Origin of the sequence: Dapis hubbardiae BLCC-M172 (assembly GCF_050016015.1) — a bacterium.
In the GTDB taxonomy this organism is placed as follows: domain Bacteria; phylum Cyanobacteriota; class Cyanobacteriia; order Cyanobacteriales; family Microcoleaceae; genus Trichodesmium.
The window spans coordinates 22,747-34,200 of the sequence record NZ_JBNHEQ010000085.1 but is presented as its reverse complement, the minus strand read 5'-3'; the positions used below and the strand labels follow the sequence as shown (position 1 = coordinate 34,200).

Here is an 11,454-nt window from a genome sequence, read left to right as displayed (position 1 = left end):
TTCTGGGTTTCTCCTGGAGGTTAATTTGTTAGTATTCGCCTCGCAATGACAATATTAGATTTATACTTTAACTGCTTACCTTATTAATAATTATGTTACCAAAAGAAGAACTACTTAAAGGAATCGAAAATCGGGAAACTATTACCCGAATAATAGACTTAGCTGAACAAGCTATTAAAACTTGGGAAATTACTTATAGTGATTTTTTATCTCCACCAGAAATATTTGAGGCAGAAAGAATTTTTCAAAGGTTAACTGAAGTGGAAATAGTTGCATGGGGTGGTTATCCTCAAGCTGAACGAAAAAGGTTGGCGATCGCTCGTTCGGATTTGCCTATTGATACTTCGAGTGTGGAATTAAAGGCTATTAATATTGAGGGGAATTTTCTGTTTGATACTGCTACTCACCGAGACTTTCTTGGTTCGATGTTAGGTACAGGAATTGTTAGAGAAAAAACAGGGGATATTATTGTTTTGGGAGAACGTGGTGCCCAGGCAATTGTTGTTCCTGAATTGGTGGAATTTTTAGAGATGAATTTCCAACAAGTTCGGTCTGTTCCTGTTAAAGTTAAACCTATAGAATTAAGTGATTTAAGAATAAGAGAACCGAAAAAGAAAGAGTTAACAACTGTGGAAGCTTCTATGAGATTAGATGCTGTTGCTTCGGCTGGTTTTGGAATGTCTCGGAGTAAAATGGTGAGTTTAATTGATGGGGGAGATGTAAGAGTTAATTGGAAAGAAATTAGTCAGGCAAGTTATCAAGTTAAGTCGGGAGATTTAATTGCAATTCGAGGCAAAGGGAGGTTAGAAATAGGGGAGGTTGCTATTACGAAAAAGGAACGTTATCGGGTGAATTTGACAAGGTATGTTTAAAATTAGGTGGTGGTGCATAGTAATGGTAGAGAAAGTGTGGGAAGTATGGGAAGTATGGGAAGAAATTAAAAAATATATATATTCACCATTACAATGCAGGAAAATCAAAAATTATTCAACTGTCTAATGTTGTCATTGCGAGGCGATAATAGAATAAATTAACCTTCTGGGAAAAGCAGATTTTCAGCCGAAGCAATCTCATAATTTGACTCGGAAAGATTGGCACGGAGAGTAATCACTGAGTAAACCAATATAATTACTTTCTCAGCCCCCTCGCCGCGGACGTTGAACTAATGTTGTCATTCTACAAGGTGCAAATAAAATCTTTTATCTCAACGTTAGCCCTTGACCCGCGCTATCCTGGAAGGGAGCGACGCAATTGGAAAACCAATCAATTTTGCAATAGTGTGTTATAATTAAGTAAAATTGCTAGGCTAGTAGTGTTAGTCTGTGGAGTAGAGCCACCGTAAGACCAGAAATAGATGAACAGGGCAGGGTTTTGGCTCCACGTCCTATGTTACGCAGATTCCCTGAAATAGGCAGGAGAAAACCGCTAATTCCGGAACCGAGGTTGAGGAATTCCACGTTGTCTGTTGACAGGCTTGAAGCAAATGCGGATTTATGAGGGGCTGCGTGCGGAAGTAAATTCCGCACATTTATTCGCCCCGTCCCATTTGCGGTGGATTTCCCACAGAATCCAGGGTGTTTCAACCCCTGGAGATGTCAAACAAACCCTCTATAACCATGTTCTTAACTAAAATTAACCAACTTATACAAAACTAACAAAAAACAATGAAAAAATCTCTAGACAATTCCAAAACTAATAAAAACCAAATCGCAAATGTCCAAGTATCGGCCAACACCCTCAAGGAGCTGTCCATCGAGGAGCTGTCGAGTGTCTGTGCTGGCAGCGCATACGCTCGTTTCTTAGCGAATTATGAATGTAATCGTTGTGACAATTCCGTCCAGCCCGACTCCAACTAGAGCAAATCATAGATTTGCATAGATAGGTGTATTGGATTATCACACTAGGTGGTCAGAATGTAGTACCTCGTCTAGCTTTAAAATGTGGGTAAATTTGAGTCAATGAAGACCTCTCCCCCAACCCCTCTCCTGCAAGGAGAGGGGAGAGGTTTTACCCACAATTTTAGTCTGGACGCGCTGGTAGGTTGGGTTGAGGTAACGAAACCCAACAACAATAGATATTTCCCACTTGTTAGGTGAAAACCATAAGTATCTGTTGGGTGGCGCTGTCGCTTCACCCAAGCTACTGGAGTGTTCCTCCAAAACCACATCTTCATAAAGTATTTTAATCGGAAAAGTTAGCTCTACAGAAGTAAAATTTACCTCATCTTTTTCTCCGTAATTAGTCAGAATGTAGGTTGGGTTGAGGTAACGAAACCCAACAACAATAGATATTTCCCACTTGTTAGGTGAAAACCATAAGTATCTGTTGGGTGGCGCTGTCGCTTCACCCAAGCTACTGGAGTGTTCCTCCAAAACCACATCTTCATAAAGTATTTTAATCGGAAAAGTTAGCTCTACAGAAGTAAAATTTACCTCATCTTTTTCTCCGTAATTATAAAGTTCTCAAATGCCATTTTGATTAAGTCGAAAACATTCAACTATCATCTGTTGTGCATTAATCAAAATATATTTTTTCAAAGTAGAAATACGACGATAATTTTGAAACTTTTTACCGCGTTCAATTGCTTCAGTACCTGGAGACAAAACTTCAGCAATTAAGCAAGGATAATAAATAATTTTACTTGCACCTCTATCTTGTTCCTTGCAAGTAATATCATGTCTGGTTGAATAGTTATAATTAAAGCTTGTAGTAGGGCTTGAGCAATATCTATAATTTAGGGCTAGAGCAATACTACAAACAAAAATTTTTTGTTTCGCTTTCCTAGGTCATGCTAACGCAAACGCGACATGAAACAGGTCAGCAGAACGGAGTTCTATCACTCATTATCCGGACATGATATAACTATTACATCAGGATAATAAAAAGGTCAGACTTGAGAAACTCCAAATTTAGCATCTGCCATTGATATTTCACTTTACCCCACAGGTGATTTTTTAAGACCGTAATTAAATTAACCGCAATGTAATTATGAGGAATAGTTCCCTCAGTTATGGCAAAAACTTTACCGTTCATATATTCATATTTAATCGGTTGTTTTTCCTGCCATTCCAGATATTTTTGAGAGGTAATTAGTTGGTTTTTAGATTGGGCAGTAATTAGGTATATATTCGAGTGAATTCGTAATTAATTTATTACTAAAAAAACATGATTTAAACCTAGTTATTTCCTGATAAATCATATTCTCTTAAATGCTGACAATAATAAAAAAGTATTGAAACTTTGTAGGTTGGGTTGACAAAGGAAACCCAACAATATGTTATATCTGTTGAGTTGTACCTTAAGGCAATCTACTGGACTGAGATAGCTAAAAAGTTTATTGTTTTAGGGTGCATTAGAGGGTGAAAATTTCAGCTATCAGAATTGTTTGAAAATCCGTCATAACAAACCATTTCACCGTTTTATATGTATTGCTCCACTGATTATCCGAGTATAATATAAATAATAAATATAGAGGTAAAAATATGCCACGTTTATATGACGGAGCCTATAAAATATTAAAGGTAGAAGTTGACAAATGTGCTAAAGAAGATTTGGTTGGGGAAGTGGGAAAAAGTATAGTAATGAAAAGATTGGATAAGTTAACTTTCCAATCAGGAGAACCACTAAAAGAAGAAGAGTTAAGTTATTTGGTAAAAGACCAATTTCCTAATTTTAGTGAGACAGTTATTGAGAAAGCAGCTAAAGCAAATAAACCATCTGGAATTTTGAGTAAAATTGCTTGGATACCTGCTGCATTAGTGGGAATGGTAGGGATAGTTTGGGTGGCAAATTTACCCTATCCAATGATTCGTAAACCTGTGTCTAGAATAGCACCGATAATTTTACTACCTAGTTATATAAATATGGATTATAACTATCGAGAGGCGATCGCTAATGTTGAACAAGCAGACCAATTAATTAATAAAGCAACTTCTAGTGCAGATATTAATTTTGGTGCTGAAAAAGTTGTTTTGGCGCAAAAACATCTGGATGAATTGCCAGTTTGGTTTTTAGGTTATTATCCTCAAAGATATTGTACCCTTTTTAGTTGTTCTTGGAAATTTACATTAGATGAATTTGAAACAGCGAGAAAACAGGTAGGACGAATGGAGGCGAAGATATTTCAAGAAAAAAATGCTCAAACATTATTAACGGACGCGGAACAAACAATTGCCACAGCTAAACAACAATATCTGGAAGCTGCAACTTCAACAGAAAAAAATGAAGCGATCGCTAACTGGCAAATGGGAATAGATAAGTTAGCACAAATTCCACCTACTACTGTTGCTGCAAAAATGGCAAAACCACAATTAGCATCAACTAAGCGAGATTTTCAAACAGAGGTGGGTTTAGCTAATGGTAGTAAACGCAGTGATGTAATAATTGAAGCAGCGAGACAATTTGTTTTACAAGCAGGAAAAATTTCTGAAAATGAACCCTATCCAGAACAAAAATTGCAACTAGCAGTCAATTTATGGGAACAAGCAATTAGCCAATTACAGAAAATTTCTGTAGATAACCCAAGTTATGTAGCAGCACAAACTAAATTGGCAGAATATCAGGTAAAACTAACCGAAGCTAAAATGCGTTTACAAGCAGAAAAGGAGTCAGGAACAGCTTTTAAGCGAGGTAAAGATTTAATTGCAGATTGGCAAAAATATGTTGTTGATAATTCCGATCGAGGTTTACTTGCTAGTAAGTTACAGGAAATTATTAATCAGTTAGAGAATGTTCAACCAGGAACGACTTATTATGAAGAAGCTCAAGAATTATTGAAATTTGCTAAGAATAAACAGAATAGTTTGTAAGTTGGAATGGCAAATAGGGATTTTGTTGCGGATGCACGGATGAAGTTTTTTGCTGTATTAGGTAGGGGATATTTGGAAATCGTCTACCTATTTTTTTTGATATTACAGCGCTTTTCAGTTGAGTAGACCACTAAATTCATTGTTAGGACTCAGGAGTTAGGAGTCAGGAGGTAGGGACGTTGCATGCAACGTCCCTACGGAATTAGGAGTTAGTATCATTGTGGTTTATTCATATGAAAACCGCTATAAGTATTGTCAGGTTGGGTTGAGGAAAATTCAAGTTTTTTTTGGAGGAAATCAAACCCTTTGGGAAATTAAACAGTTGAAACTTTGAATTAAGTGCATAGTTTTTCTGTTATAATTCAATTCTTGGGCGGGAAGTCTCGCGGTATCCCAAACGGTCAGTTTAGTATAACGGTTTAATTATGACAGAAACAATACAAGCAGAAAAGGTTACGCTTTATGATTTGATAGATAAATTTAATTTAAAATTGAGTGAAAATTCTGCTTTTTTTAGGGAATGGCAAGATAATTTACCAGAAATTAATGAAGGGGAAAAACAACAATTACATCGGGTTAAAGAGAATTATTTTAATTTAGCAATGCGACCAATGGTAGAAGATATGGTTAAAATGGTGGTGGTATCCCCTTTGTTAGATTTAGCGGGGTTTTATCTACCTCCTTTTTATACCACTGCAGAGAGTTCTATACAGATTGAAGAGAGAGATAAAGAGTTAATTATTCGGGGTAGAATTGATGTTTTGGTGTTACAAGATGGCTTCTGGGTTTTGGTTATTGAGTCTAAGCGATCGGGGTTTTCTTTGGAGGTGGGTATTCCTCAATGTTTAGCTTATATGTTGGGAAGTTCTCACACAGATAAGTCTTTGTTTGGACTGGTGACTAATGGCAGTAATTTTATATTTTTAAAATTGTTAAAGGGGGAACAGTTTGAGTATGCTTTGTCTGATGAGTTTAGCTTAAGACGAGGGGATGATTTAGTGACAGTTTTGGCTATTTTAAAGGGGTTGAAAAGGGGGATTTTGAGTTGATTATGATTTAGCTTCCTAATAGCTGAATGCTTACAGCTAACCATAATCATACACAATTCTTAACAGACAATTCCTAAATTAGTACGCTACAAGAGAAATTAATGTATGACAAAACTAATTAATTTCTTGAGGAGCATACAAACTTATGTCTACAAATACACCAACTATCGCAGGATTATACGTTTTATCCTCAGAGGAAAAACTAACTTTTCCTCTGAAACACACTGAAGTTAAAGCCAAAATAGCAGGCAACCTATCCCGCGTGGAAGTAACTCAAAAATTTGAGAATCCATTTACCGAACCCCTAGAAGCAACTTACGTTTTCCCACTACCAGACGAAGCTGCTGTTGATGAAATGGAAATAAAAATTGGCGATCGCCTGATTAAAGGCAATATTAAAAAACGGGAAGAGGCAAAACAAATTTATCAAAAAGCTAAACGAGAGGGTCGTACTGCTGGATTACTCGAACAACAGCGGGATAATATTTTCACCCAATCTCTGGCTAATATTAAGTCAGGGGAGCAAATAGATGTGATTATTCGCTATACAGACTCCCTCAAATTTGAAGGTGGCGACTATGAATTTGTGTTTCCGATGGTAGTCGGACCTCGTTATATTCCCGGAACCCCTATAGATGGCAGTGGTGATACAGACGAAGTTCCTGATGCTAGTAAAATTACTCCACCAATAGTTCCTGCGGCGACTCGTTCGGGACATGATATTGGTGTCACAGTAGAAATAGATAGCGGGATGCCAATTTTTCAGGTTAGTTCCACATCTCATCAAATTCAGAAATCTGAACACGGAGAAATTGTCACAGTCAAATTAGCGAACGAAGATACTATCCCCAATAAAGACCTTATCCTCCGCTATCAAGTTGCTGGCAAAAATACCCAAGCAACAGTATTAACTCAAGCAGATAAACGAGGCGGACATTTTGCTCTTTATCTAATTCCAGCATTACAGTATCGCACCGATGAAATTGTACCCAAAGATGTTGTTTTCCTCATGGATACTTCCGGTTCGCAAAGTGGAGAACCCCTGCTCAAATCTCAATAATTAATGCGCCGTTTTATTCACGGACTTAACCCCAACGATACTTTCACAATTATCGACTTTTCAGATACTGCCACAAAACTATCAGAGAAACCTTTGTCAAATACACCTAAAAATATTGCCACTGCAATTAATTATATTAATCAATTAGATGCAAATGGTGGTACTCGAATGCTCAATGGTATTCAGAAAGTTTTGAATTTTCCATCCCCATCTGCGGGAAGACTGCGGAGTATTGTCATGTTAACTGATGGATATATCGGTAATGAAAAAGCAATATTGGCGGAATTGCAAGAAAAACTTAAACCAGGCAACCGACTTTATAGTTTTGGTGTCGGTAGTTCCGTAAACCGCTATTTGATTAACCGTTTAGCAGAAATTGGGCGGGGTATTGCGAGAGTGGTACGACAGGATGAACCGACTGAGGAAGTAGCAGAGAAGTTTTTCCAGCAAATTAATAATCCTGTATTGACTCAAATTGAGATTAACTGGAATGGTAAGGGTGAAGCGCCAGAAATTTATCCAGTGGCAATACCAGATTTATTTGCCGAACAACCTTTGGTTTTATTTGGTCGGAAACAGGATGCTGTAGCGGGTGAGTTACAAGTTAATGGTATTGGTGCGGGTGGAGAAATTTATCAGCAGAGTTTTCCAATTAATTTTGCTGAGTCTGGGAATGTGGCAGTTGCTCAACTTTGGGGAAGGCAAAAAATTAAGCATTTGACGAATCAGATGTTTGATTATGAGAAAAAGTCGATGGTAGATAAAGTGACGGAGACTGCTTTGAGTTATCAATTGTTGTCTGAATATACGGCGTTTGTGGCAGTTAGTGAAGAGGTGCGAGTTGAACCTGGTAGTAAGAGTATTTCGATGGAAGTTCCTGTGGAAATGCCAGAGGGAGTAAGTTATGAGGGAATTTTTGGTGCAGCAGTTGCACAACCTATGGCAGCAGGTTTTTCGGGTCGTGGGGTGATGCCAGAAAATGCGCTAAGTGGTAGGAGTATGAAGATGAGTGCGCCAATAAGTAGTAGTAGTTCAAGGGGTGTGTCTTCTGTGAATTATTCCTATCAGAGAAAAGCTGAGAAGCATCATATCCTTAGCTTGCATTCGGGTTTTTTTGACAATGCAGAACTGGAGGATGCAGAGGATGAGTTGGCACTAGAGGATATAGCACAAAGCATATCAAGCATATCTGAAGACGATTTCGGTTTTAAAAGTGCCGAACTCAAGGATGTAGCGGAACTCAAGGATGCAGAGGATGAGTTGGCACTAGAGGATATAGCACAAAGCATATCTGAAGTCGATTTATTTTTTGAAAATGCAGAACTGAAGGATGCATGGGATGAGTTGGTAGTAGAGGATATAGCACAAAGCATCTCTGCTGCGGAGGAATCTCCTATTATTAAGGCTGTTAACGTCATTTTAATTAAAGCACTGACTGAGGGAGTATCTGATATTCACGTAGAACCTCAAAAAGAATTTGTCAGAATTCGGATGGGTAAAGATGGGGTTTTAAGGAACTATTATCGGTTGCCCAAAAAATTAACTCCTGCTATTACTTCCCGCTTCAAAATTATTGCTCATCTAGACATCGCAGAAAAACAACAGGCTCAAAGTGGTCGTATGCGTAAGGTCTTTAAAGGACGTACTATCCACTTCCAAGTAAATAGTTTCCCTGGTAGTTATGGCGAAAAGATTGTTTTGCGGATTGAAGATGCTGAAGATGAGGATATAGCAGAAAGCATCTCTGCTGCGAAAGATGCTCGTATTACTAAGACTGTTAAAGTCATTTTAGTTAAAGCACTGACTGAGGGAGTATCTGATATTCATGTAGAACCTCAAAAAGAATTTATCAGAATTCGGATGGGTAAAGATGGGGTTTTAAGGAACTATTATCGGTTGCCCAAAAAATTAACTCCTGCTATTACTTCCCGCTTCAAAATTATTGCTCATCTAGACATCGCAGAAAAACAACAGGCTCAAAGTGGTCGTATGCGTAAGGTCTTTAAAGGACGTACTATCCACTTCCAAGTAAATAGTTTCCCTGGTAGTTATGGCGAAAAGATTGTTTTGCAGATTTTAGATAGTTCTAGTATAGATACTGATACTCCATTGCAACTTATCCAAACTATCGGATTAGATGCAGCAGGGCAAAAAAATCTGCAACAGTATCTACAAAATGTGAATATACCATCAAATATTAATTGTGAAATAGTTTTGGAATTGCAAGTGAAAGGTAAGCGCATACTCCGAGTAATTTTGGATGATAAAACTTCTACATTGAAGGATAAAAAAGTATTAGCAGAAATTAAGCGATCGCTGCTTAAATGGCGTGTTCCTTCTGGTGCAGCAAACAAGATTTTAATTACAATAAAAGTTAGTTCGTAATAGTCAAGGATTATAGTTTTGTAGAATAAGCATCTTGCCTATTCGTTGTAGGGACGTTCCATGGAACGTCCCTACTTCTAATTTGCCGCGTCTCCTAACTACTCCCTACTCCCTACTCCCTACTCCCTAGAACAACAATATTCAATCCGAACTTGTTTGATCGTCTTTTCACCCGCTTCAGATAAGAATAAATTGCGCCGAACTTCTTGTAATCCTAACTCAATAAACTCAGCAAGTTCTTTCTCCGATAAAGGCCAAGGAGGGCCATCAGGTACAGAATCATTGTCCCGTATGCGAGTAATGACCAAAAGTGTACCTCTATTTGCTACTAAAGGAGCAATACAGTTAATAACTTGCGATCGCATCTCTACTGGCAAAGCTTGAATAGTTCGCGACTCTATTACTAAATCAAATTTACGATGCCATTCAGAATTTAAGGCCAACAGATCGGCAACCACATAGTTTACTGAAGAATTAGGAAATCTTTCCTGACACCAGGCGATCGCCTTTGTAGAAATATCAAAAGCTGTCACTTGAAAACCCAACTTTGCTAGACCTTCTGCATCATCACCCAAGCCACACCCAATAACTAAAGCAGTACGTCCTTCTCCTTGTGGTTGAGAAATATCTAACCACTCTTGTAGATAGGGATGTGTCGTTAAACGCGCCCAAGGTATTTGTCCAGCATCACCTTCCGCTTCAGAGTATAAAATATCAAACCATGCAGTGGGGTCTGCTTTTTGTGATTCAGTTGCCAACTTCTTGACTTTTTGTTGAATAGCTTCTGGTTGTTGTTCAAACATTATGTTTTATGTTCTAATTTTTCAGTCTTAATTTTATCTCAGTGAAGTAAAAAATATAGTTTCCTTTTGGTAGTGAAGTGAGACATTTCCAATAAGAATAACTAAAATATGTGTAGGGGTTTGGTCTCCAAACCCATTCAACCGGACATAATATTACTTACCCCACACTTTGCGCTCTGCACAACCTGATCGTTTTAGGCGTAAGAATTTCACTTCTGACTTTTGACTTTTGACTTTTAACTTCAGCTAGCGATCGACATCACAAAAATCCACCTATTTACTTCACTCTACTTTAGTTATCATTCTCACCTAATCAAGACTTTATGAGTCACTCCAACAGCTCGAAACAAAAGAGAAAATAAAAATATAGAGTTCAAGGTTTGTCCTATGCTTCAAGTTAACTTACTCCCTGGCGCAGTCAATGAAATTATGGCTTCTGTAGCTGAAAGTTCTTGTCTTACCAAATCAGATTGTTATGGCCTCATGGCTTCTATACTAGATGAATCAACCACAGAAGAAGAGCGTCGTTCTGTGGACAGGTTGTTACGTTCTGTAGTCCGAGGAAAGGTACAAGTGGTACCTCAAAAGTAATAATATTAAGCTCATTTTAGATAATATTTTAATGTAAATAATCGGTCTTCATCTTTTAATAAAAATAAGCCAATCATCGCTGCAAGTGTAGGTACAGCAGCCCAAAATAATTGGTTTCCTGGTGCATAAGGATTTAATGATTGTTTGTAGGTAGAAAGTACAGAAATTAGGTGCATTCCCAACATAGCTCCATAAGAAAAAGTTTTAAATAATCCCATTAAAAAAATTATAATAATTAAGGTTTGAATAATTCATATTCCTATTGCTAGAGAATTGGAAATAGTTAAAAAATAAAACTTCTGAAATATTCTTTGAGCTGCTGTAGGAGAAATAATTTTTTCAATTGATCAAACTAGAAAGAATACAGCAGTGTTAATTCTAATTAAGGCCAAACTAATTTGTAATTTTTGTTGATCTGTCATAGTTGTTTAATAATTTTAGGAGTTAGGCAATTTTTATAAGTTTTAATTTCCCTCCAAGTCTACCTTGTCTGACCCTAATGATTGCCAAAAACCTATCTTTGTAGAGAGCGATCGCATACTCAAAATTAGCGATCGCTTTCTTCTTATACCCATATTCAATAATTGTCAACCTTTTCTGTCCCTAATTCACACAAATTAACTAAAAAATTAAGAATACTTAAATAAAACAAAATTTTATTGCTTTACTGGCAAACTATTACTGAAGTCACAAGTCAAAAGTCAAAAGTCAGAAGTTAAATTCATAGCACGGACTAAATTTGACGGGCAAAAGACACC

General features: G+C 37.3%; 10 protein-coding genes and 1 pseudogene. 6 read left to right on the top strand and 5 right to left on the bottom strand.

Features of this window, described 5'->3' with window-relative positions:
* Nucleotides 1–92: 92 nt before the first annotated feature.
* Nucleotides 93–872, top strand: a complete 780-nt coding sequence (locus tag ACP6PK_RS08465; RefSeq protein ID WP_426559229.1) for a photosystem II S4 domain protein — start codon at nucleotides 93–95, stop codon at nucleotides 870–872.
* 1,083 nt (nucleotides 873–1,955) lie between these two features.
* Here ACP6PK_RS08465 and ACP6PK_RS08460 read toward each other — a convergent pair.
* Nucleotides 1,956–2,372 carry a hypothetical protein gene (locus tag ACP6PK_RS08460; RefSeq protein WP_426559228.1) on the bottom strand — a complete coding sequence of 139 codons (417 nt, stop codon included), beginning with the start codon at nucleotides 2,370–2,372 and terminating at the stop codon, nucleotides 1,956–1,958.
* A gap of 90 nt (nucleotides 2,373–2,462) precedes the next feature.
* Nucleotides 2,463–2,672 carry a Uma2 family endonuclease gene (locus ACP6PK_RS08455; protein WP_426559247.1) on the bottom strand — a complete coding sequence of 70 codons (210 nt, stop codon included), beginning with the start codon at nucleotides 2,670–2,672 and terminating at the stop codon, nucleotides 2,463–2,465.
* Between the two features lie 810 nt (nucleotides 2,673–3,482).
* Between ACP6PK_RS08455 and ACP6PK_RS08450 the strand changes: the two genes are divergently transcribed.
* The 4 genes and pseudogenes from ACP6PK_RS08450 (at nucleotide 3,483) to ACP6PK_RS08435 (ending at nucleotide 9,302) form a co-directional block, all read left to right on the top strand.
* On the top strand, nucleotides 3,483–4,808 hold the full coding sequence (locus ACP6PK_RS08450) for a hypothetical protein (RefSeq protein WP_426559227.1): 1,326 nt from the start codon (nucleotides 3,483–3,485) through the stop codon (nucleotides 4,806–4,808).
* Nucleotides 4,809–5,233: 425 nt separating this feature from the next.
* Complete coding sequence (locus tag ACP6PK_RS08445) at nucleotides 5,234–5,857, top strand: type I restriction endonuclease (RefSeq protein WP_426559226.1); 624 nt, start codon at nucleotides 5,234–5,236, stop codon at nucleotides 5,855–5,857.
* 145 nt (nucleotides 5,858–6,002) lie between these two features.
* Nucleotides 6,003–7,946: pseudogene (locus ACP6PK_RS08440) on the top strand (VIT domain-containing protein); the annotation flags it as partial.
* Nucleotides 7,923–9,302, top strand: coding sequence for an ATPase, T2SS/T4P/T4SS family (locus ACP6PK_RS08435; RefSeq protein WP_426559246.1), 1,380 nt, complete (start codon nucleotides 7,923–7,925; stop codon nucleotides 9,300–9,302). The pseudogene ACP6PK_RS08440 and the gene ACP6PK_RS08435, both read left to right, overlap by 24 nt.
* A gap of 119 nt (nucleotides 9,303–9,421) precedes the next feature.
* Here the strand turns inward: ACP6PK_RS08435 and ACP6PK_RS08430 are convergent, their stop codons facing one another.
* Nucleotides 9,422–10,105, bottom strand: a complete 684-nt coding sequence (locus ACP6PK_RS08430; RefSeq protein WP_426559225.1) for a class I SAM-dependent methyltransferase — start codon at nucleotides 10,103–10,105, stop codon at nucleotides 9,422–9,424.
* Nucleotides 10,106–10,492: 387 nt separating this feature from the next.
* Between ACP6PK_RS08430 and ACP6PK_RS08425 the strand changes: the two genes are divergently transcribed.
* Entirely contained in the window at nucleotides 10,493–10,696 is a 204-nt protein-coding gene (locus ACP6PK_RS08425; protein ID WP_094672929.1) for a hypothetical protein, read from the top strand.
* Nucleotides 10,697–10,707: 11 nt separating this feature from the next.
* Here ACP6PK_RS08425 and ACP6PK_RS08420 read toward each other — a convergent pair whose 3' ends face one another.
* Both ACP6PK_RS08420 and ACP6PK_RS08415 read right to left on the bottom strand, forming a co-directional pair.
* Nucleotides 10,708–10,914, bottom strand: a complete 207-nt coding sequence (locus tag ACP6PK_RS08420; RefSeq protein ID WP_426559224.1) for a hypothetical protein — start codon at nucleotides 10,912–10,914, stop codon at nucleotides 10,708–10,710.
* 226 nt (nucleotides 10,915–11,140) lie between these two features.
* Entirely contained in the window at nucleotides 11,141–11,287 is a 147-nt protein-coding gene (locus tag ACP6PK_RS08415) for a hypothetical protein (protein ID WP_426559223.1), read from the bottom strand.
* Nucleotides 11,288–11,454: the final 167 nt, after the last annotated feature.

Coding starts and splice junctions, on each gene's coding strand:
- ACP6PK_RS08465 (WP_426559229.1), top strand. CDS start 93: ATGTTACCAAAAGAAGAACTACTTAAAGGAATCGAAAATCGGGAAACT.
- ACP6PK_RS08450 (WP_426559227.1), top strand. CDS start 3,483: ATGCCACGTTTATATGACGGAGCCTATAAAATATTAAAGGTAGAAGTT.
- ACP6PK_RS08445 (WP_426559226.1), top strand. CDS start 5,234: ATGACAGAAACAATACAAGCAGAAAAGGTTACGCTTTATGATTTGATA.
- ACP6PK_RS08435 (WP_426559246.1), top strand. CDS start 7,923: ATGAGTGCGCCAATAAGTAGTAGTAGTTCAAGGGGTGTGTCTTCTGTG.
- ACP6PK_RS08430 (WP_426559225.1), bottom strand. CDS start 10,105: ATGTTTGAACAACAACCAGAAGCTATTCAACAAAAAGTCAAGAAGTTG.
- ACP6PK_RS08425 (WP_094672929.1), top strand. CDS start 10,493: ATGCTTCAAGTTAACTTACTCCCTGGCGCAGTCAATGAAATTATGGCT.
- ACP6PK_RS08420 (WP_426559224.1), bottom strand. CDS start 10,914: ATGGGATTATTTAAAACTTTTTCTTATGGAGCTATGTTGGGAATGCAC.